The organism is Coleofasciculus sp. G3-WIS-01 (assembly GCF_040223135.1).
Taxonomy (GTDB): domain Bacteria; phylum Cyanobacteriota; class Cyanobacteriia; order Cyanobacteriales; family Coleofasciculaceae; genus Coleofasciculus.
On record NZ_JAVJZI010000072.1, the window covers coordinates 1 to 23,715 of the forward strand.

A 23,715-nucleotide genomic window follows, 5' to 3' on the forward strand; every position below is an offset into this window, starting at 1 on the left:
TTAAGGCTGATATCGAGCAACAATGCCGGGTATCAGCCAAGTTTTTGCGTTAACGGTTATCGACCAAAAGTTACACCGTGGACTTATACCAAGGCAGAATTACTTATGGGTAGGTTTGTCTAGGTTTTTAGAAGCGGTAAAAGGGTAAAAGAATACAAGAGTAAGGTTTTTGTCCCAATAACTACAGGTATGATAGACGAACGATACAACAGAAGATGACAGGAAACAGTTTTACGTGTAGAGAAGCACAAACTGTTTTCCCATCAATCAATCTAGCGGTTCCTAAGTGCTGATGGTACACCCAGATAAGGGGCGCTCTCCGGGGCACCATCCTTGCGCCCTCACATAAGTACCTGATCATGGGAAACACTATAAACAGGACAAATTTAGACATAGGATCAATTTAAAACCCTAATGAGTGTCTTCACGCTGCAATCCGTTAAAAAAGATTTTGGCATTAAAGAAATCCTCAAAGATGCCAGCTTTAGCCTCGATGCTACCGATAAAGTCGGCTTGATCGGTACCAATGGATCGGGAAAATCTACTCTACTAAAAATGATTGCTGGACTCGAATCCATTGATGGCGGTCAATTTATTGTCAATCCCGGCGCGAGAATTGCCTACTTACCCCAACAACCTGACTTAGATGAAAGCCGCACTGTATTAGAACAGATCTTTGCCGATAGTGGCGAACAGATGAGACTGATCCGGGATTATGAGGAATTATCCCACAAATTGGCACGAAATTCAGACGATAAACAAGTCATGGCGCGTTTATCTCAGGTGACGCAGCGCATCGAAACTCTAGGCGCTTGGGATTTAGAAACCAGTGCCAAAGTCATCCTCACCAAGCTAGGAATTCAAGACTTTGACACGCCAATTGGCAATTTATCCGGAGGTTACCGTAAGCGCATTGCTTTGGCGACAGCATTACTATCAGAACCCGATGTGTTATTGATGGATGAACCCACCAACCATTTAGATGCCATGTCTGTGGAATGGTTACAGGGGTATTTGAAATCTTATCCGGGGGCGATTCTATTAATTACCCACGATCGCTATTTTTTGGATCAAGTCACTAATCGGATTATTGAAATTGACCGAGGTGACATCTATACCTACAATGGCAACTATGCCTACTACTTAGAGAAAAAAGCTCTCGCCGAAGAAGCCGCCGCGAGTCAAGAACGTAAACATCAGGGCGTATTGCGGCGAGAGTTGGAATGGCTCAAACGAGGACCCAAAGCTCGGAGTACCAAGCAGAAAGCGCGAATTGATCGCATCCATCAGATGCAGGATCAAGAGTTTAAGCAGGCTCAAGGCAAGGTCGATATTTCGACAGCGAGTCGCCGGATTGGCAATAAAGTAATTGAGTTAGAAAATGTCTCTAAGGGGTATGGCGATCGGATTTTAATCAAAGACTTTACCTACGAATTTAGCCCTGATGATCGCGTTGGTATTATTGGCGAAAATGGCAGTGGTAAATCAACGTTAATGGATATTATCACAGGACGGATTGAACCGGATTCGGGTGAGGTTGATATTGGGGCAACGATTCACTTCGGCTATTTTGACCAACATTCTGATGATTTATTAGCGGCAATCCAGGAAAATCAGCGGGTGATTGATTATCTCAAAGAAGTAGCAGAATATGTGAAAGCGGGGGATGGAACATTGATTACTGCTTCGCAAATGTTGGAGCGTTTTCTGTTTCCACCGGATCAACAGTACATTCCTATTTATAAACTTTCTGGAGGAGAAAAGCGCCGCCTATTTTTGTTACGAGTATTAATGAGTGCTCCTAATGTGCTAATTCTGGATGAACCGACCAATGATTTAGATGTGCGAACGCTTTCGGTGTTGGAAGATTATCTAGAAAATTTCAATGGTTGTGTGATTGTGGTGTCTCACGATCGCTATTTCTTAGATCGCACCGTCAACAAAATCTTTGCCTTAGAGTCAGGCGGGATTCTGCGTCAGTATCCGGGTAACTATTCTGTGTATATTGATTATAAAGAAGCGGAAGCAGCGGCAGAGGCTGAAGAACGTGCTAAAATTCAACAGAAATCAGAAGAGTCTAATGGAGCAACGCGGAAGACTCAATCATCTGGTAAGGGGAAACCGCGTCGGCTTTCTAATTGGGAACAGCGCGAGTTTGAAGAATTAGAAGAAAAGATTCCCCAACTGGAAGCTCAAAAGGCAGAGGTGGAGAAAGCGCTGTATAATGCGTCTCCTGGTAAAGTTAATCAGGTTCAGGAACTTTATCAGAAATTAGCAACCTTGACTCAGACAATTGATACAGCAACAGAACGTTGGTTGGAATTGGCGGAAATTGGGGATTAGTCATTCGTCATTTGTCAAGGAACAGAGAATACAAAGTAAAAATTCAACATTCATAATTCAATGGCATATCAATCTATCGAGAATTACGGCATTATCGGCAATATGCACACCACAGCCTTAGTTGGCTTAGGGGGTTCGATTGACTGGTTTTGCTTTCCTCGCCACGATTCTCCTAGCGTTTTTGCCGCATTACTGGATGTTGAGAAAGGAGGTCATTTTAAGATTTCTCCCTGTGTGGATGGAGTCACTCATAAACAGTTATATTGGCCCGAAACGAATGTGTTGGTGACTCGCTTCTTGGCATCTTGTGGGGTGGGTGAGATTATTGACTTTATGCCTGTTGGTGTACCAGTTAATCAGCAAGGTTATCACTGGTTAGTGCGGCAAGTTAAAGGGGTTCGCTGCCAGATGAAGTTTCGCGTAGAATGTTATCCTGCTTTTAATTATGCCCGCGATCGCCACAAGACGATTCTCTCATCCACGGGGGCGTGCTTTAAGTCGCCGTCTCTGAGTTTGGGATTGGTGACGGATATCCCGTTAAAACAGGATGAGCGCGGCGTTTTTGCTGAATTTACGTTGGAAGCTGGACAAAGTGCCGTTTTTGTGCTGCAAGAAACTGACCCGGATGGGGGTTGTACTTTGCCCCTGCGCCATCAAGAAGCGATTCAACTCTTTGACGATACGGTGGCGTATTGGCGACGCTGGATTGCTAAATGTACTTATGATGGTCGATGGCGCGAGACGGTGGAACGTTCAGCTTTGGTGTTGAAGTTGCTCACCTACGAACCCACAGGGGCAATTATAGCCGCGCCGACTTGCAGCTTACCCGAAATGATTGGTGGTACTCGAAATTGGGATTACCGCTATACCTGGATTCGAGATGCATCCTTTACTCTGTATGCCTTACTCCGTATCGGGTTTACTGAGGAAGCCGCTCAGTTTATGCTTTTCTTGGAAAATCGCTGTCAGGAGTTGGATTCAGATGATCCGTTGCAGATTATGTATGGGATTGATGGATATCATAATCTCGATGAAGAGATTCTGGATCACCTGGAGGGGTATAAGGGATCTTACCCGGTTCGGATTGGCAATGGGGCTTATCAGCAGTTACAGCTTGATATTTATGGCGAGTTGATGGATTCGGTGTATTTGTTCAACAAATATGGAACACAGATTTCCTATGATTTGTGGCTATCCCTACGGCGGTTACTGAATTGGGTGTGCGATAATTGGCAACGCCAAGATGAAGGAATCTGGGAAACACGAGGGGGACGCAAAGATTTTATTTACTCTAATCTCATGTGTTGGGTAGCCCTCGATCGGGGGTTACGTTTGGCTCAAAAGCGCTCATTTCCGGCAGATCACCAGCGATGGCTAAAGGAACGCGATCGCATCTATGAAGAAATTATGGCAAAGGGATGGAGTGAGGAGCGTCAAGCTTTTGTTCAATATTACGGTAGCACGTCCCTAGATGCCAGTAACCTAATTATGCCCTTGGTGTTCTTCATGTCTCCCACTGATCCCCGGATGTTGAAAACTCTGGATGCGATTAATTGCTCACCAGAACTAGGGGGACTGGTTTCGGATAGTTTAGTGTATCGGTATAATCCAGAAGAAGCACCGGATGGTATTTCAGGGACAGAAGGAACCTTTAATCTCTGCACATTCTGGCTAGTTGAAGCGTTGACTAGGGCGGGAAAAGTAGACAAGAAGCGGCTTGACAGCGCTAGACTGATTTTTGAACAGATGCTCAGTTATGCCAACCATTTAGGATTATATGCCGAGGAAACGGGTTCAAGTGGTGAAGCCTTGGGCAATTTTCCCCAAGCGTTTACCCATGTGTCCTTAATTAGTGCAGCGTGGAATCTGAATCGGGCAATTGAGCATAAATTCTAGAGTATCAGTAACCCCCTTTTTTTCACGGCGATTAAAATCGCTGCTACACTTGCCTTTCGTCCGCCTGCGCGGACTGGATTATAAAGGAGGTAATCAACCCAGATTTGTATTACCCACCGCTAACTGCTATTACACCGACTGACGCTCTAGTGGACTGACCCAGCTAAAATGGTGGAATAGGTTGTAGGTTGGGTTGACGCCAGGAAACCCAACAAAAGATATCGATGCTAGAACTTTTGAAAAACAGTAGCACAATAATCAATTACGCGATCGCTCCCACCTTACCTAACGCAGAAAACTCTGTAGTGGCTCTCAAGTGCTAACGATACACCCAAACGTAGGGGCGCAAGGCTTGCGCCCTCACCTAAGTAGAATAGCGCTGAAAATTTGCATTTTGGAATCGCCACAACCCTTGACATACCGTAGGGTGGGCATTGCCCACCAACCTTTACACTGAAGTGTTGGGTTTTTAACTCCTAGAATTGTGTAACATAGTGGCATCAGTTTCGAGTTTAAGTGTAGAAGTGGCAGAAAAAACTGAGTTGTTGAAGCTTATCATTGAAGTAGATGACGAACTAATTCAAGAGGGAGCAGAACCCAAACTGCTGTTTGGCATTTAATTAATGTCAATAATGGCGAAATCACGTTCAGTGCGAGCCGGAAAGCTCGCTACTCATTCCCAATTTAAATGCATGACAGCTTAACGCCCAGCGATATCCTTTTATCTCTGCTGATGTGGTACTCGGTGAAGCTGGCTTTCGTCCATATTTACCCATCACCCTGCTTTATCAACAACAGTCTGTCGCCACATCCGGTTGACTAGACACAGGCGCAACTGTGAATGTACTCCCTTATCTAATTGGTGTTGAACTGGGATATAAGTGGGAACGACAGACAACTACGTTGAGCTTAAAGGGGAACTTGGCGCAGTATCAGGCTCGTATTGTGGTTGTTCAAGTCGCGATCGCATCATCGCCACCCCAGCAAGCGCAGTACAGGAACCAGCAGATAATAACTCACGCCTAACCAGAACCCTATGGTAATACCGAGTAAACCAAAAAAACTAATGGTATTGATAAAATCCGACCAACTAACATCAGAGAAGGAAAAGATATGAACTAATACCTCCAACGGCAATATATTTAACCGAACTAACCCGGAAAATATCATACCCGTACCCGATGCGGCTACGGCGGCGTGAACCAGGTAATGACTCGGTAACCCTAATCCTAACACCAGGGGAATAACCGCAACAGCCGTGACTAAACCCAGTAAGCGATCGGCAATACTATTATAAGATAGGGATACCTGCCAAAGATCCCCCAACCCTGCCAATTGTTCCCTCGGTGAATACGATATTGACGCCTGCCAAATAAACCAACCCACACCATAGCCGAAAATCCCGGTTATTCCAGCGATTAGACGCCGTTTCTGTTGACCAAATCCCCCCGCCTCAGTTAATCCCCAAGCCGTTCCCAAACCCGCACAAGCAAACATGATCAGTTCCCCCCATGGGATAATCTGAATTTCGGGAACCATTAGAATCCATTGTCCGATCATCCAATCGGCAAAGCTATCGCCGACAATTGTCCGGTTAATCAAAGCAAACCCAGTGGTTGCGCCAACAACTGCGCCAATTCCCGCCATCACCATTTCCCCGAGGGTATCTAAGCACGCCAGAACAATGCTAATAAAGACTCGCCACAGCCAGCGCACTAGGCTAAAGATAACTTGAGCGCCCGTAATCAGAACTCGCACAGAAATCTCCTGTGCTGTTCCGGCGGCTTTAGTCAGCGCCTGAAATAATGAGAATGATGAGGAAGACGATTTTTTACTTAAACGGCAATTGACCACTAAACGTCGTTGAATATCGGCGGCTTTAGCGGGTCGTTTTTGGGGATCAAGGCGGATCATACTATCAAGTAAGTTGGCTAAACCCCGACGGACTTTGGTGCGATCGCGCCAGTGAAATTCACCCGTCGCCGGATCTTGTAACTCCGCCAAATCTTGACCTGTGAGTAATTGAATCATGGTACGCCCTAAGGCATAAAAATCAGCCGTCGGTCCCACCACATCCCCCGCAATCTGCTCGGGGGGACTGTAACCTGGAGAAATTAAGCGTGTGGAACAATTCTGTTTCCCCAGGGGTATCGCGCCAATTTGTTTCGCGCCGCCAAAATCAATCGCCACCAGTTGACCTGTCTCCTCTCGCACCATTAAGTTTGATGGTTTAATGTCACGGTGAATAATTCCCAAATCATGTAACTCCTGTAGAATATCAGCCGCTTGGTAGAGCCAATTAATAATCAAGGTTTCCGGACATCCCTGAGGATAACGGTTCAAGATAGCCTCCAGCGTCTCACCGTTTATTTTTTCCATAACCAGACAAGGAAGTAAGCGCTGTTGGCATGTTCCCAGACTCACGGTAAAATAGCTATCGGACTCCACTTTAGGCACACCCGGATGCTTTAGACGTTGCAATACGGCGGCTTCTTGTTCAAAAAGCTGCAACGCCTTGGGTGACTTTTCTACTAAAAGTTTCAATACTTTTTCAGTCTGATCCTGCTGATCCCAAACCGTGTAAATTGCCGCAAATCCCCCTAAACCCAAATGCTGGAGAGGAACATAGCGATTATTTAGACGCAGCATTGACCCACAACTGCTACAAAACTTAAAGTCCCCAGGTTGAGGATAAGGACGGGGGCAGTTGGGATTAATACAATAGACCGACTTTATAAATGACTGATGCACGATCACCAGCGATAGACGGTGTCTCTCGATTCTACACAATAAATTCCCCAGTCCTTTTAGTCATGGGGACTTAACGCTCTAATTAAAATTAAATATTCTTTGAATATATCCTTTTATTGTATCATGCCACAGATCTTCCCATTTTAGATTATAAAAGCTTGGCTCTAGGCTTAGTTGAGTCCGGTAGTATACATCAACCCATCTACCCTTGTCGGGTAGGCATCTCCCTTGCCCATAAGGGTGGGCAGGATACCCATCTCACCAGAATATAGTATTTCTGCAAAAAGAGGGATGTCGCCTTACTGAAAACCTTCACATTATTTTCATAATAATAGTCTAAGATCTGTTTTTTTAAAACAAAATACAATAATAACTATAAATATAAAAGGAATATATATTATTGTCTATCCGTATATAAAGATTCCGTGTAGATTTTTTTATTTAAGAAAATCAAGAAGAATTGATGTTATTAATTTAAATAAGGGAATCGATTGTGAAGTTTATACAACGTCTAGTCGATTCAAGTGTGTATGCCGATCCTTGTTGTCAGCGATCGCGAATAGCCATCAAATGATGACTGCTTTCTGGAAAACCACTGACTAAACAGATTAACAGCAACATTATGCAACTAGAAACCAACCTAGCTGAGATTGCCGATACATCAATGATGAGCATGCAACATAATCAAAATCTCCCTCATCAAGACCATCCAGTAAAGCAAGCCGAACATCTAGAATTATTGGATTTAGTCCCTCATTCAGCCGCAACTCATGTAGCCGTTAACGATGGATCTTGGTTTGATCCCAATACCTGGCAGCAAGGTCAGGTTCCTGGAACTGATGCTAAAGTCGTCATTTCTGAAGGTGTTCATGTCACTTACGACGCCGAGAGTGATACTCGTCTAGAAACCGTGCGTGTGGACGGAACATTGGAATTCGCCCACAACCGCAACACCAAAATAGTCGTAGACACGTTCATCGCATCACCGACTAGCACCTTAACGATTGGCAGTGAAGCAAACCCGATTCAAGCCAACAAAACTGCCAGAATTGTCATTGCCGATAACGGAGAAATTGATAGCAATTGGGACTCAACCCTGATTAGTCGCGGCGTTGTCACTCACGGTAAAGTTAGAATTCATGGTGCAGAGAAACTCGATTTTATATCACTAGCAACAGATGCCTCAGTCGGTGACAATGAACTGGTGTTGAATCTGCCCGATGGTATGAATACACCCATAGGCTGGCGCGTTGGTGATCAATTAGTGTTAGGTGGAACATCCTACAATCCCGACGGTTCTGACGAAGATAACAGTCGGTTCCAAGATGAAGTACTAACCATCACCGAAATTAACGGCAACCGGATTAAATTTACCAACAACGACATTACCTCTGGTGATAATACCATCCTCCGATTTGACCACCAGCGTCCCCAGGGATTCGAGGACGAGGACTTAAAGCTTTACATTGCCAACACCAGTCGGAACGTTATCTTCGAGACAGAAAACGCTGAAACCGTACCCACTCAGCAACGGGGTCATGTGATGTTCATGCACAACCCCGATGTCGAGGTACAAAACGCTGGATTCTACAACCTGGGACGGACCGATAAAAATAGGTTAATTGATGACCCCATAAAAAATGTCGATGGTTCACCCGGTTCCGGGACAAATCCCCGTGGGCGATATGCCTTGCATCTGCATCGCACTGGGGCTGAGGATATCAACAGTACACCCTCTCTGGTCAAAGGTAACGCCATTGTTGGTAGTCCGGGGTGGGGACTGGTGCATCATGACAGCCACGCCGTTTTAGAAGACAATGTGGTGTTCGACGTAGTAGGTTCCGGAATTGCCGCAGAAGCCGGAAATGAATTGGGTGCATGGCGCAATAACATTACCATCAAAACTACAGGCGATGACCGTCCCCAAGCCGATTTCGACGGTTCAGACCGCGTTCCCTTGTTTGATATGGGCTTTAACGGTGAGGGATACTGGGTGCAAGGGGCTGCCCAAGTGGAAATAGTGGACAATATTGCCATTAGTGCTGCAGGCGGTGGGATTAATATCTTTAATGGCGTGGATGGAATCTCTCGAGTCAGAGAGGCTGACACGGTTGCGGTTGAGAATATGTTACCGGAACTACAGCCAATCCTGTCTCAGGCGTCCTTTGATGATGACCCAGACACTCTCGATGTTACCAACGTACCCCTGCGCCGCCTATCCGGTTTCGAGAGTTATAACTCCGATATGGGGATAATCTTCTGGAACCATCAGCGGAATAATGATGGTCAGTTAGGCTTTCAGGGTCCAAATCTCAAAGAAGCCCATGATGTTCGCTCATTAGTAGATAATTTCAAACTCTGGAATATCTATGGTGAGGGTATCTTCACTCAGTACAGCAGCCAGATTGATTTCGTCAATGGGTTAATTGTCGGTGACACTGATAACCCCGTTCCGTTCAAGAGAGGTATAAATGGTGATGGTCGTGGTTATGGCATTGGTCTGAATCCCCTATCCCAAGACCTTCTGTTCAAAAATATCCGGGTTGAGGGGTTTGAACATGGGGTGAAGCTTCCTTGGGAAGGTCCGAATGACGCAGGTGTGCCTTTTCTAGGGTCGCGTATCGAAGACAGCTATTTGGCGAATAATACTCATAATCTGTCCAAACAGAAAAGTTTTGGCGGTTCGGAGACATTCCCCGATTACTTCGAGGTTATTAACACCACCTTTGAGGTGTCGCCGACGAACATTGCACCAGTAGCTGACTTTAACTACGAATCAGTGGGCAATCAAGGAGTTGTCTTGTTTGATGCCAGTGCGTCCTTCGACAGTGACCCACCAGATACATTAGACCAGACCAATGACGCGATCGCAAGTTACGGTTGGGATTTTGATAACGATGGTAGTATCGACCAATTTGGTCGCCAAGTCAATCACCAATTTGACCCAACAAAGTCTCATAATGTCAGCCTGACGGTTTGGGATAGCCAAGGCGCAACAACTACTGTAACTCAACAGATTCAGGTCACCCCAACCGCCTATCCCAACCTAATTCTCGACAGCGACTTCAGCGATTCGGATAAATTTGGAGGACCAAACTGGGGTATTGACCATAAACGAAATGGTCAAGGTTGGCAAGGAACGGGTTGGTCGCGTAATTCCAACATTGGTGATGGAGGTGCGGCTGTTTTCGATGCAGACTCGCGGGGGACAGGATTAGGACAAATTTTTCTGGACAACAGTGTCCGTCGGGGTCAACAAACCTTGAGCTTGGATATCAAGAATACGGAAGGAGATGACCGAGCCAACGAGATTACTGTGCGCCTCTGGGGAGTTGATGGAGAATTTCACGGTGGGATTAGTTCTAATGGACCAACCCAGGTGGGAGCGCTTCCGATGAACCGAACCCTGTTGCTGGAAGAAACAGTCGGGGGTTCTACCTTTGACTGGACGAACTTTGAGTGGGATGTAGACTTTGGTGATGGCTATCAATTTGTCGTCTTCAGCGTTAATTCCAATCGGTATACTTCCGATAGTGATTTCATTGCCGTTGATAATGTGGTTCTAGATAGTCCGGCGATTAACGCTCCTCCCAGCAATGGTAACGGTACAGGTTTAACTGCCGAATACTACAATAACCGCGATTTTACCGACTTAGCCCTAACTCGCACCGATGAAACTGTGGACTTTAACTGGGGTTCAGGTTCACCCGATGCGGCGATAGATGCCAATACCTACTCGGTACGCTGGACAGGTTCAGTCGCCCCCCTCCACTCAGAAACCTACGAATTCTTCACCAACTCAGATGATGGTGTACGCCTGTGGGTGGATGACCAACTACTGATTGACAATTGGACAAATCATGGGGTTACAGAAAATAGGGGTACAATTGACCTGCAAGCGGGTCAACAGTATGACATCCGCATGGACTACTACGAAAACTTTGGCAAATCAGTCGCACAATTGTTGTGGTCAAGTGAGAGTCAAAGTAAAGAGATTATTCCTGAATCTCAGCTTTATTCTCCTGCTGTTGATACTCTCAGTGTAGATGCTAGTGGTAACGGTACAGGTTTAACTGCCGAATACTACAACAACCGCGATTTTACCGACTTAGTGCTAACCCGCACTGATGAAACCATAGACTTTAACTGGGGTTCAGGGTCACCGGATGCGGCGATAGATCCCGATACCTACTCGGTACGTTGGACAGGGTTTGTGGAACCCCTTTACTCAGAAACCTATCAGTTCAAAACCTCTTCTGATGATGGGGTTCGATTGTGGGTAAATGACCAACTCCTGATTGATAATTGGACAGACCATGCCGTGAAAGATAATCGTGGCACGATTGACCTAGAGGCGGGACAACAGTACGAAATTCGCATGGACTACTACGAAAACAGAGGAAAATCGGTAGCAAAACTGGCTTGGTCAAGTGAGAGTCAATCGGAGGAGATTATCCCCCAAAGTCAGCTTTATGCTGCTAATTACAATGATTTTTCAGTGAATGAAACGATACAGAATAATGCTGGCAAGTTGACAACTGTTGAGTCGGTGAGTGATGAACTTTTAGGCAATAGAGGTGTTGATGTCTTCGACAATAGAGGAAACCCTCATCTGTTTATCGAGGAAGAGAACGGCAGTAATCCGGGTTTTGACGCCTCAATTTGGCAACCGACTTTAGCCAGTCATCAAGAAGTATTAGACTCCTTTACTGCGAGTGAAGTTAGGCAAATTAACCTGATGAACAGCATCGGGATAGGAGACTCTTTCACCAATGAGACAGTTGAAGCCCTGATTGAAATGCCCCAAGCTGAACTGCTGATGGTTCCAACTCTTGTGTAATATCAGATCCGGTTAAGTTTAGACGACGAGGGTGATATCGCAATCGCCATAGCGGTTAGGACGCATCTTATGGTAGAGACGTTGCATGCAACGTCTCTACAACAGTCTACTGCTAGAATAGGGTACGGCAATGCCGTGCCCCTACCCTTCTACCTAAATATGGGGATCTAAAGCGTCTCTTAAACCATCTCCGAGTAAATTAAAGGCTAAAACAGTTAGGGTAATAAACAAACCAGGAAATAATATAGTCCAGGGAGACGATAGGGAATAGCCGCCCTTAAATGCATCGGATAACATTGTTCCTAATTCCGGTGTGGGAGGTTGGGCGCCTAACCCTAAAAAACCTAAACCTGCTGCTTCTAAGGTAGCCGTACCAATAGAAAGAGTCCCTTGCACGACTAAAGGACTCAAGCTAGCGGGTAAGATATGATAAACAATAATCCGTCCCGGCGTAGCACCAAACGATCGCACGGTTTGCACAAAGTCCTGTTCCCGCAATGATAGCACCATAGAGCGAGTCAAACGGATGAAAATGGGGACTTGTACTACACCGACAGCAATCATCACACTGGAGATACTAGGACCTGTTACAGTAACGATCGCGATCGCGAGTAGAATTGAGGGAAAGGCTAACAGGATATCGGTTACCCAACCAATCACGGTTTCTAACCCGCCTCGAAAATAACCCGCGACTAACCCCAACACTACTCCCACGATTAGCCCTAATCCCACGGAAACTAAACCGATAAACAAAGACGTGCGTAACCCGTACCATACCAGGTCAAGAATATCTCGTCCTAAACCATCAGTGCCAAACCAATAATCCAAGCTGGGGGGTTGCAACCGGGCGGTATAATTCCGATCCGTTGCCGGATTATAAGGATTGAGAATCGGTGCCAGCAGTGCCATTATGATCACGGTGAGAGTGATTCCCAGACCAATTTTGCCGGATGTTGATTGTCTAAATCGTTGAACAGCGTTGTTTTCCATGGATACAGGGAACAGGAAGATGGGGGAAATGCATTCATTCATGCATTCATTCATTCGTAATTCGTAATTCGTAATTCGTAATTCGTAATTCGTAATTCGTAATTCGTAATTCGTAATTCGTAATTCGTAATTCGTAATTCGTAATTCGTAATTCGTAATTCGTAATTCGTAATTCGTAATTCGTAATTCGTAGGGGCGAAGCATTCGCGCCCAAATTTATCGGTTTTTTACCAACGTTTCAACGCGAATGCTTCGCCCAATCCCCAACCACCAATCCCCAACCACCAATCCCCAACCACCAATCCCCAACCACCAATCCCCAACCACCAACCACCAATCCCCAATCCCCAACCACCAATCCCCAACCACCAATCCCCAATGACAAATGACAAATGACAAATGACAAATCAATAGTGATTCCCCGATTTACGGTGATGTACAGCCGTCATCCCGGTTGATTGCAATACTTTACCATTATCGATAACAGCATACACTAACCAGTGATCGCCACAGTCCATCCGACTCTGCACTGTACATTCTAAATAAGCCAAGGCATCTTTGATAATCGGACAACCATTTTCCGCCATTTCCGTCTCTAAACCCGCAAATCGATCATCCCCTGGGGCAAAGGATTGCAAGAAGTGTCGCCGGACATTCATCCCTTCTTTTAAAATATTCAGGACAAAGCTATCTCCCGTATGGCTTAGAGACTCAACTGCCCGATCTTTAGCGATCGCAACCGTAATCCCTGGCGGATTAAATGAGGCTTGTGTCACCCAAGACGCTAACATCCCACTACGAACATTACCACGCTGCGCCGCGACAACACACAATGACCCGACAATTCGTCCTACCGCTTGTGCCGTTCGGTCAATTTGGGCACTGCTGACGGCTTGTTTGGGGGCGCGGAATTTCTTGGATTTTTTCAGCGCCTGGGCAAAATCTGTGCCGACTTCTTTACAATATTGAATTGTCTCGTCATCCGGTTTAAACTTAACCCGAATCGGTTCAAATCCCAGGCGATAACCCGCATCTAAGAGTTTGCTTTCAATTTCATCAACGGCTTCGCCACTCCAGCCATAAGACCCAAACACCCCCGCCAGTTTAGTTTTCGCGGCATTGGAGAGGACAATCCCTAACGCCGTTTGCACTTGAGTAGGCGTATGTCCGCCCAGGGTGGGGGAACCAATCAAAAAGCCATCACAGCGTTGAATCGCGGCTTCAATCTCCCCAGGTTCGGCAAATTCACAGTTAATTGATTCGACGGCTGCACCTGTTTTGGTGATTCCTTTAGCGATCGCTTGGGCTAAGGTGGCGGTATTTCCATAGGCTGATGCATAAATTAGCGCCACTGTCAAGTCTTGTTCGGTTTGCTGCTGACCCCATTGGCGATAGTCATGGAGGAATCGGCTAAGGCTGTAACGGACAATGGAACCATGACCCGGGGCATACATTTTAGCCGAGAGCGGGACCAATTTGTTCAGGGCGACTTCGACCTGTCGCGCTTGAGCGGCATGGAGACAATCATAATAGTAGCGTCGGTCTTCGTCTAGCCGTTTCCAGTTTTCATCGAAGAGTTCATCGCCGCAGACATGGGCACCGAAGAGTTTATCGGTAAATAGGATACGGCTTTGGGGGTCGTAGGTACATTGTCCATCGGGCCAACGAGGTGTGGGGATGGGGATGAATTGCAGATGATGACCTTGACCTAAGTCTAAGGTTTCCTCGCCTTTGGGTACCCAAACATTGCATTGGTGTTCCCGTAAGGCATTTTGTAACGCAACTGCACCGGCTTTAGAACAAACAAAGGTAATCTGGGGGGCTAATTCTAGCAAAGCTTTCAGCGTCACCATCCGGTTAGGATTAACGTGACCTAAAATTACATAATCCAATTGCTGCACATTCATGCATTGCTGCAATTGATTCAGGAAAATTTCGGTAAATGATTCCCCTGGCGGATCAATCAGCGCTGTTTTATCGGCTTGGATGAGATAGGAGTTTGCTGTTGTACCCCGTTGCAGGGAATATTCTACCTCAAACTTGAGTCTATCCCACGTCCGCGATCGCAACACGGTTGTATCCGTTCCTTCAATGGCGGCGACTTGGACATCACGAGGTTTAATATCAGGTATTGTAGTCATAGTTGGACGAAATTACAGTTGATGTTTTAGATTAGGGAACAGGGAACAGTTACCTTTGTAGGTTAAACCATTGGTACGTAGGCGGAGCCTTCTCGTACTCGCCTTTGGCGTTCCCGAAGGGTAGAGTAAACCAACGTTAGGGTTAGCGTGAACGTTGTGTGGTAACTACAGCCTTAATTGTTTATCTGTTGCGTTCGTTACCTAGTCTGTTGCATTAGTTATCGGCTCTAAATGACCCATTTTATCTGCCACAGCAACAGTATTGGGATAAGGGTTTAACGGATTGTTATTAGAGTCCGGAACCTGACGCATGGTCTGCTTTTTATATCGCAGGGACAACTGTTTTTCTGGGTCAATTCCATCGAAAGTTGGCGGCAAATACATCCGCACAATTAATAGTCCTGCCATCACAATTAAGAACGCACAGGCAGCTAAAATTTGAATCCAGGAGGTTTCCAAGACTCCTCGCACAATCACCTCTCGCAGCACAGAGACAATCGAAACTTCTACCGCGACTCCAATCGATACACGCTGTTCTTGCAAGTAAATAATCAGCAGTCGAAATAATTCAACCAAAATCAGCAAGAACAGAATATCTGACGTTACGCCAGGGAAATCTAAGGGCGGTAGTAACTCCACAAACATCTCTCGTAGCTGAATCGCCATAAAAGCAAATAAGCCAACACAGAGGGAAATGATAAATAAGTCTTGGATTGTTTCCAGCGCCCGGACGATGTGATTCCGCTTAACCTTTTCGTACCAGTTTGGCGGCGAGGATGGTAGAGGCTCGTGCATGGGAGGTTCCTTCTGTATCACTAGCTCCCAGATTACATTTTTCTCGCTTATCAATGCAACAGTTTTTTATTTGAAATACTAATGCAGTATATCAACAGACACTGATGCAGGGGAACCTTAACTTTACTGATAAGTTTTTATTATCACTATAAGTACGGGAGAGCCAGTTTTTAAGATGAATGGGCAAACATTGGTGTACTCAGATACCGTTCTCCACCACTCGGTTGAATCACCACAATCAGGCGATCGCGATTTTCGGGACGACAACCTATCTGTAACGCTGCATACACCGCCGCCCCTGAAGAAATGCCACTCATAATTCCTTCATCCCGCGCTAACTGACGCCCAATGTCATAGGCTTGCGCCTCACTTACCTGAATAATTTCGTCAATCAAATTTACCCGCAACACGTCAGGAACAAACCCAGCACCAATTCCTTGTAAATTATGAATTCCCGCAGGTTTGCCACTTAAAACCGCACTCTGGGTTGGCTCAATCGCCACAATTTGCAGTTGTGGTTTTTGTTGTTTAAGATAGCGCCCCGCCCCCGTGAGCGTACCCCCCGTGCCAACGCCCACCACAAGAATGTCAATTTGTCCAGCCGTAGCTTGCCAAATCTCTGGACCCGTGGTTTGATAATGGATTTTGGGGTTAGCGGGATTACTAAATTGTTGCGGGGAAAAGGCATTCGGGAGAGTTGCCAGTAACTCATTCGCCCGTGCGATCGCGCCAGCCATATCCGCTTTAGCAGGTGTTAGCACAACCTCCGCACCATAAGCTTTCACCAATTGCTGACGCTCACGGCTCATGTTTTCTGGCATAGTTAAAATCAAACGATAACCTTTAGCCGCACAAACCATGGCTAAACCAATACCCGTATTCCCTGATGTCGCCTCAATAATCGTCGAGACTCCTGGCTGAATCAATCCCGCCTCCTCCGCTTCTGCAATCATACTAATCGCAATTCTGTCTTTAATCGATTTTGCCGGATTCATCCCCTCCAGTTTTAAGACAATTGTGGCGACGCAGCCGTGACGTTGGGGAAGGCGTTGAAGTTGCACGAGGGATGTGCCACCGATAACGTCTGTAATATTCGAGTAAATTTTCATAGATGGCAGATGGGAGTACAATTTCACTTAACTATGTTGATTCGTCGTTGTGCTGTCTTCACTTAACAAAACACTGAAGTTCACCCCATCATTAATTGAACGAAAACCACTGTAAAACCAGCCATCAGCACCAAATGAGGCAAATTGTTCCAGAACGGACGTTGGGTAATTTTTAGCAACGGATAGATACTGAACACTAAAATTGAAAGCAACGTTACCCCCTGTAAAAAACTCGCCACATCCATACTCCAGGTTAACGTCGGTAAATTCGCGCCAGAATAGTCAAAAGTACGAGCAATGACGGGTAAAATTTGACCCGCTTCCGTAATTCCCCCTGGCACATAATAGGCTAAATTCGCCGCTAACACCATGGGTAGATAGGCATAAATGACAGTCCGGTAATCCGGCATATCTCGGTCAAATAGACGCGCCACTTGATGGGTCAAATAGGTCGCGACAAAGGGAATCAGCAGCAATAACGTCACCACAGGTAATGCCGTCAACAAATGCTCAGAATCTAACGGAATATTCCCCAAACCAAACCAACCGAGAATCCGGTGCGAATAGTGCATAAAGACACCGCCAAATAATAGCAACATCAATGCCACTTCTGCCCAAAACCCTTGATGATTCTCCAATAAATCCGCCGCCGGAAATCGCAAATTAAACTGCACCGAACGGTTCGGACAAGCCTTAAGACAGGTCATACACAGCACACAATCTCGATTATCCTGTAACTGGGCAGGATGGGAATAGAGAGGACAACCCCCTGTTGCTTGTCCTTCATTCGGTAAGGGATTACTAAAATTAATCGGTGTTGCCTCACTGCCTTTGTAACAGCTAAACGTACTGCATTGACTCCCACAAACTTGCTGCACTGAACGCACTTCGATCATAGAAAGTTTGGCAAACATCCCATTCATCCCGCCAATGGGACAGAGATAGCGACACCAGAGACGGCGTTCATAAATGACACTACAAATCACCGCCCCAGCAGCAATTGCGACTAATAACCAAGAGGATAGGTAAGGCGTATGGGGTAAATCCCAGAGTTTCTCCCACAAATAAATCGCCACAAATCCGGCAAATAAAACCCAAGCCCCCCACTTATTTAACCATTTCGTGGGCCACGGTAAGAGTTGGCGCGGAAAAATCCACAACGAGACTTTTCTAATCCATTCACCCGTAATCATAAACGGACATATTGCACACCAGAGGCGACCCACGAAGGCAAATAAAAAGAGGTAGAGGGGCCACCACCACGCCCAGAAAAAATTCAAGGTGATGCTGGCATCTCGGCTTTGGGGACCGATATATCCCATAACTGTCACCGGGACAAAAATCGCCATGATGATAAACCAGAACCGTTGGGGCCACCAGTCACTTAGGAGAAATTTGCGTAACCAAGGTAGTTGGTTGAGTAAATCGACACGGAAGGCATTTTTCTTGGATTCTACAGACCAGAGAACTTGTTCCGGAATCACCGATTGTCCGGCGGGTGTCATGAAGACAGCACGTTGCAGAATTCCTTCGAGTTCGGCAATATTTCCGGGATAGTCATAACTGATTAAACGGCGCAAATTGGCTTGATCTAGTTGTAGAATAACGTCCCGTTGGCGACAGAATTTCTGGAGGAAATAGCGAGCAAATTCGGGAATGTCTCCTTTACGTTGGGGGAGGCTAAAGAGTTTGATGCCATGAACATCTACGCCGGGTAGGGCGATTTTCTGGGGACTGGCGAGGATCAGGCGCACCCAAGATTGGACAAGGGGTGGTGGTGAGGATTCCCCATGTTCGGGGTTGGGATTGGGGGTAAAGCTGCCTGTTTTGATATAGTGAGTTAGGCGATCGCGCTCTGGGGAACTTAAGAGATGGACATTATCAATCAGTAAGCTACCTCGTTCGAGGAGTTCGATCACCCCCAGTTGTTCTCCCTGTTTGCCAAATAGGGCATCGGTATTTACGACACCCGCTTCAGTTTTGGGTAACTCAGCGCAGTCAATTTCGGCAAACTGACGGTTTTGTCGGGGTGATCCTGCATGAATTAACCCAGCGAGGAAGGTTTTACCACTCCCGGCTGGGGCTTGAAACATGACGGGTTTTAGGTCATCCTGGGCTTGCTGAATCTGCGATCGCAGTTTTTTGGTGGCTTTACTTGTACCGATAATCGCTTCTCCCCTGGGTACGGGCTGAATATAGGGCTGTAGCCCCTGAATTCTCGCCTGTTCTTTTGCCATTCGCATGGCAAAGTTGGCTAAGTCTTGCGCCAATAGGGTATTAATTGCCCCTTGAAAGTCTGGATAGGTGCGACAGAGGGTACGAAACTCGGTTTGTCCGAGGAACCAAATTTCACTCTTCGTCAGGGTGACGGCGCTGGCGCGATAGGTGGCTGTGTCTTGGTTTTCCACTAATGGCACATAGCCAAAGGTTTCCCCCGCATTGCGATAGGTAATATGGGTTCTCCCCACCAGAGAATGGCGATAAATCTCCACGGTTCCCCATTTCAGCAGATACAAACCCACTGGCTTTAACCCTTGGCGATAGATTTCGCTTCCATGTTCCACTTTCAGGGGTTGGAATGCTTGCGCCATGGCTTGAATGGTTGAGTCGCTAAGTTCTCCCCAAACTCGGTGAAAACTCAACCAGTTACAGCATTCCTGGATTTCCTGATCATCTAGATTTGTGCCGACATCAGGGGTAGGTTTGAGAGGGAGTTGTTCAATCGGGCTGGCTGTCATAAAATTGCCCCTGAAAACCTCATATTCGTTTTAACTTATCGATAAATGACTAATAACTACTTACAATCGACTGTAACAGCGCTCAAAAGCAGGCAAATGGTGATTAGCGGAAGCGTCACGCAATTGGGAGAAAGCCGCAGCGATATCGGGTTCCTGGACAAAGGATAAGAAGCGATCGTACATTTTTAGATTCTCGATTTCGCCGTCTATGCTGATTTTGCAGGCGGCTTTCAGGCTATCGGGCGCATCAATCGTTCCGGTAAACGTATCTGCTGGTACTGGCACTCTATATTTAATCAAAAGGGCTGCTAACCGTTGAGCATGTCTGGCTTCGGCGTTAACAATATTACTAAAAGGTCGCACAGCACCAAACTTATTCATCACCGCTTCATAGAAGGCGCGGGCTTTATATTCATCTTCGATGGCTTCAATCAACGCGGCTTGGGTTTCGTGGTTGAGTTGATACACAACATTACTGGGTTGTGAAAAGCCTCTCTCCTTGCAGGAGAGATGTTTGGCGAGAGGTTTTCGAGATCCCGTCAAAAGTAAGGGAAATCCACACTCTCTGTGTCGCCGTCGCCGATGGTTCTCTGTATCCCAGGTTCTCTGGCGACGCCGATGATGCCTGTGCTGCCGTTGGTTAGGGTTAAGGTTGTTCATTGATTTTTCCCTATCTATATTTCTATCGTTGCCTGATTCGGGAATCGACGAGGCATCAGTGTAAATTTTATTCTAATTATTTTATATCACTATACAGTTATTTAACAATCTTAGCATTTCAGACGTAGTCTTCTTCAGCTTCCCCATCTTCCAGACGTAGCGTGCTACGTCTCTACATTGCTTCCAGACGTAGCGTGCTAAGTCTCTACATTGCTTCCGGATTCCGGCGTTCGATGAGTTTCAGCAGGATTTCGCCATGGAGGGAACGACTAATCGGATAGAAGTACGCCCAAACTAAACCTCCGATGAGGACAATAGCGGGAATCGGACCAATCAGCAGACGAATCGTCCACAACGCCGATTCTGGTTGAGTCACGGGTAATTGTTCGGATGTGGTGGAAATGAACCCCGACATGTCTAGGGCTTTACCCACGAGGAATAGTGCGATCGCGACGGCAATTTTGTGTAATTGTACAACTAACCCATAGAAAATACCCTCCCGTCGTTGTCCGGTGTTGAGTTCGTCCAAATCAACGACATCGGGAAGCATTGACCAGGGTACAATATAAGCCGTAGACAAACCCAATCCAACCAATATGGCTAGAGTGTACATTAATCCCACTTGATTGGGTTGTAAGAAACACAGTCCCAGCAACGCGCATACGGTTACAGGGATACCCATCCCATAGATAGCACGTTTACCCACACGCTTTGCGATCGCACTCCAGACAAACGTCATGCTCAAGGCTGTCCCTTGAACGGTTAGTGCGGTTTGGGTAAAGTGATGATCGGGTAATCCCATCCAATGAATCACAAAATAGGGGAGAATCGCCGCCGTTGTTTGCAGACTTAACCAAGAACACAAGTAAATCCCAATTACACAAATAAAAGGGAAGTTACTAAAAGCAATCCGAAACTGTTGGGTGATGGGTAAAAAAGATACTTGAGTCAGGGGTTCCCGTTGGGCTTCGATTTGCTTATAACGCTTATAGGTTCCCCAAACACAGAGGAAAACCGCTAAGGTGGCGACAGCAGCACAAATTGTTCCCAGAATCCGATATTCAAGAGCCGGATCATCAACTCGGGCAAAAATAATCTGGGCTAAACCCAGGGAAAAAATACTCGCACCGATACTAAACGCGGCTTTGAAGCTAATTAAACCAATGCGCTCATCATAGCCTTGAGTCAATTCAGCCGCTAAGGCATTATGGGTGAGGACAACCGAGGTAAACGCGGCATAAAATAGAATTCCCACTCCGCCGTAATAGGCAAATAGTAGCCACTGATTCGAGGTTGGGGGTACAAACCACTGCAAGCTAAAACCAATCCCCAAGGGAATCGCCCCGATCAGCATCCACGGGTAACGCCTTCCCAAAGGGGAACGAGTGCGATCGCTTAAATACCCAATCATCGGATCGTTAATCGCATCCCAAACCTTGCCAATCAGCAAAACACTCCCCGCTAAGGTGGGATTTAATCCCGCGACATTGGTTAGGAAAAACAGCAAGAAAAAGACTAAGATGTTACCCGGAATCTCCCCTCCCAGTTCTCCGGCTCCATAAGCGAGTTTGGTGGACAAATTCAATTGATCAGGGAGACTTTTCTGGGGGACAGGATTAGCCATCAGGGATGTTTACAACTCATGCATGAGTGATCATCTCACTTCTGATGGCAGATGACAAGTTTGTCCTTTGTCCTTTTTCCTTCCTCCACAGGTTATCAATTAATTATCATGCACTTGTGCTACTTCATGTAGTGACTTTTCAAATTCCATGCGCTGTTGAGCATTGCGGAGAAAGTAACCGTTCATCATTGCAGAAACTAATAACCGACTCAGATTTTCACGGTTGGTAGTAACGGTGACATTAAAGTGCTCGTGAGGTAGGGCGCCTAACATTCCGATTAGGTTGCGTTCCATCACCTGAAGCACTTCAGGATCGGGTTTAGAGAGTTGTGCAATTGTTTCTGGATGCAGAGACTGGACATATTGCCAGAGGAAGTTACCGCCTTCGCCTTCACTACCAAAGAATTCTGGAACTCGATTTGACAGATTGTTCATGGTAATAATCGAAAATGGGTAGAGTCGTTTGTGTTTCTATCTCTTATCTCTTAACTTTAATCAATCTCATCGCCATCGCCTAGTGAGTGCAACCGAACACCGATGGCGGATTTTACGACGTGTTGAACCATAAACTCACATTAAATAGGTGGATACAATAAAAGCTAACGGTGAAGATCGTCATTTGTCATTTAGTCGGGGCGGGTTTAGTTACATCTGGGTATAACCAAAAAGATAGTGGTGAAACCCGCCCCTACACACTCTCCCCCATCTCCCTCATCTTCCCCTGCTCCTGATAACTGATAACTGATAACTGCTCACGGCTCACTGATAACTGATAACTGATAACTGATAACTGCTCACGGCTTCCGCCCAACCCTGAGCACCGGGTGCGGGTGCGACTTGCCATCCTTTACCGGATAATCCGGGATGAATACCTTTGTTTCCAGGAACAATTACAGGAATATCCACTGCTTTGAGCATCTCCAAGTCATTGGGACTATTTCCTAAACCCAGAGTGGTAATTTTGGCATCGGGTTGAGCAGATTGGCAGGAGTCTACTAACCACTGTACCGCTTTTCCCTTGCCGGCTCCAGCGCCGATCAAATGACAGAAGCGATCGCCAACCACAATCCGGTATCCTAAGTTTTGTACAATTTGGTTAAGGCGTTCTGGTGTTACCTTCTTAGGCGTCAGAAATGGTTCGGTAAACTCCCGCGCCTTTGCCTTTTTTGCTTCTGCCAAGGACAATCCTGTCAAGTGACAAATCTCGGCTTCACTCATATCCCCAAATCCCCGTAATGGTTCATTGAGAATGGTGGCTATTTTCTCTAATCCAAGTCTGGCTTCACTATAAATACAACCTAAATGATGCAGATGATAACCCGCCCATTGGTTCCTTTTGGGTAAGGTTAAGTGGTTATAATCGAAGGGAATAAAGATACCACTACCATTTTCCACAATAAACGGATCATGGAGTTGTAGTGATTGGCGCAGCGTTTCGACTTCTGGGCGTGTCTTACTGGTAACCGGAATCACCGGAACTTGATTTTCCTTTAGGGTATTGAGAACTGAAATAGCTTTCTGATAACTATAAGTGTCAGAATCTAGAAGTGTGCCATCTAAGTCGGTGAAAATGATTAAAAATTTTGAGTTTTTCATCCTATAATTTTATAGTATAGAACCCCTTTTTTTCCCTGGCGACTAGAAGTCGCAGCTACACTTGCCTTTCGTCCGCCTGCGCGGACTAGCTTATAAAGGGGGTGGCTAACCCGGATTTGGTATAAGCCCCCCTTTTTAAGGGGGGTTTGGGGGGATCTCCCCGTCTTGAATACAATAACCCACGTATTGTTCACTTTCTCGTACTCAAAAATCCCGATATAAAACTTAGATT

15 protein-coding genes are annotated in these 23,715 nt (G+C 46.1%); 4 read left to right on the forward strand and 11 right to left on the reverse strand.

Translation table 11 applies throughout. The features are described from left to right. The first annotated feature begins 414 nt into the window (after positions 1–414). The 3 genes from RIM23_RS07385 (at position 415) to RIM23_RS07395 (ending at position 4,859) form a co-directional block, all read left to right on the forward strand. Complete coding sequence (locus RIM23_RS07385; RefSeq protein WP_446365801.1) at positions 415–2,343, forward strand: ABC-F family ATP-binding cassette domain-containing protein; 1,929 nt, start codon at positions 415–417, stop codon at positions 2,341–2,343. Between the two features lie 60 nt (positions 2,344–2,403). Then, a complete protein-coding gene (locus tag RIM23_RS07390) occupies positions 2,404–4,239 on the forward strand; it encodes a glycoside hydrolase family 15 protein (RefSeq protein ID WP_446365803.1) in 1,836 nt (611 codons plus the stop codon). 494 nt (positions 4,240–4,733) lie between these two features. Then, complete coding sequence (locus RIM23_RS07395) at positions 4,734–4,859, forward strand: hypothetical protein (protein WP_446365805.1); 126 nt, start codon at positions 4,734–4,736, stop codon at positions 4,857–4,859. A 349-nt stretch (positions 4,860–5,208) separates the two neighbouring features. Here the strand turns inward: RIM23_RS07395 and RIM23_RS07400 are convergent, their stop codons facing one another. Beyond that, complete coding sequence (locus RIM23_RS07400) at positions 5,209–6,996, reverse strand: serine/threonine protein kinase (RefSeq protein WP_446365807.1); 1,788 nt, start codon at positions 6,994–6,996, stop codon at positions 5,209–5,211. Positions 6,997–7,612: 616 nt separating this feature from the next. Here RIM23_RS07400 and RIM23_RS07405 point away from each other — a divergent pair. Beyond that, positions 7,613–11,830 carry a PA14 domain-containing protein gene (locus tag RIM23_RS07405; protein WP_446365809.1) on the forward strand — a complete coding sequence of 1,406 codons (4,218 nt, stop codon included), beginning with the start codon at positions 7,613–7,615 and terminating at the stop codon, positions 11,828–11,830. Positions 11,831–11,983: 153 nt separating this feature from the next. On the opposite strand, the gene RIM23_RS07410 is transcribed toward RIM23_RS07405, so the two are convergent. The 10 genes from RIM23_RS07410 to RIM23_RS07455 all read right to left on the reverse strand — a co-directional run bounded on the left by RIM23_RS07410 (position 11,984) and on the right by RIM23_RS07455 (position 23,483). After that, positions 11,984–12,820 carry an ABC transporter permease gene (locus tag RIM23_RS07410; RefSeq protein WP_446365958.1) on the reverse strand — a complete coding sequence of 279 codons (837 nt, stop codon included), beginning with the start codon at positions 12,818–12,820 and terminating at the stop codon, positions 11,984–11,986. 238 nt (positions 12,821–13,058) lie between these two features. Then, the gene (locus RIM23_RS07415) at positions 13,059–13,226 is read right to left on the reverse strand and encodes a hypothetical protein (protein WP_446365811.1); all 168 of its coding nucleotides are present in this window, start codon (positions 13,224–13,226) and stop codon (positions 13,059–13,061) included. A gap of 1 nt (position 13,227) precedes the next feature. Then, positions 13,228–14,961 carry a diflavin flavoprotein gene (locus RIM23_RS07420; RefSeq protein ID WP_446365813.1) on the reverse strand — a complete coding sequence of 578 codons (1,734 nt, stop codon included), beginning with the start codon at positions 14,959–14,961 and terminating at the stop codon, positions 13,228–13,230. 201 nt (positions 14,962–15,162) lie between these two features. Beyond that, entirely contained in the window at positions 15,163–15,756 is a 594-nt protein-coding gene (locus RIM23_RS07425) for a phosphate-starvation-inducible PsiE family protein (protein ID WP_446365815.1), read from the reverse strand. Positions 15,757–15,926: 170 nt separating this feature from the next. Further along, positions 15,927–16,865: a cysteine synthase A gene (gene cysK / locus RIM23_RS07430; RefSeq protein WP_446365817.1), complete on the reverse strand. Its 939-nt coding sequence runs from the start codon at positions 16,863–16,865 to the stop codon at positions 15,927–15,929. A gap of 80 nt (positions 16,866–16,945) precedes the next feature. Next, positions 16,946–19,603, reverse strand: a complete 2,658-nt coding sequence (locus RIM23_RS07435) for a cyclic nucleotide-binding domain-containing protein (protein WP_446365819.1) — start codon at positions 19,601–19,603, stop codon at positions 16,946–16,948. 60 nt (positions 19,604–19,663) lie between these two features. Beyond that, positions 19,664–20,263, reverse strand: a complete 600-nt coding sequence (locus RIM23_RS07440) for a ferritin-like domain-containing protein (protein ID WP_446365821.1) — start codon at positions 20,261–20,263, stop codon at positions 19,664–19,666. A gap of 205 nt (positions 20,264–20,468) precedes the next feature. Beyond that, positions 20,469–21,887: an MFS transporter gene (locus RIM23_RS07445; protein WP_446365823.1), complete on the reverse strand. Its 1,419-nt coding sequence runs from the start codon at positions 21,885–21,887 to the stop codon at positions 20,469–20,471. A gap of 99 nt (positions 21,888–21,986) precedes the next feature. Continuing rightward, positions 21,987–22,322 (reverse strand): DUF760 domain-containing protein, encoded by a 336-nt coding sequence (locus RIM23_RS07450; RefSeq protein WP_446365825.1) that lies wholly within the window; start codon positions 22,320–22,322, stop codon positions 21,987–21,989. A gap of 324 nt (positions 22,323–22,646) precedes the next feature. After that, positions 22,647–23,483, reverse strand: a complete 837-nt coding sequence (locus tag RIM23_RS07455; RefSeq protein ID WP_446365827.1) for an HAD-IIB family hydrolase — start codon at positions 23,481–23,483, stop codon at positions 22,647–22,649. Positions 23,484–23,715: the final 232 nt, after the last annotated feature.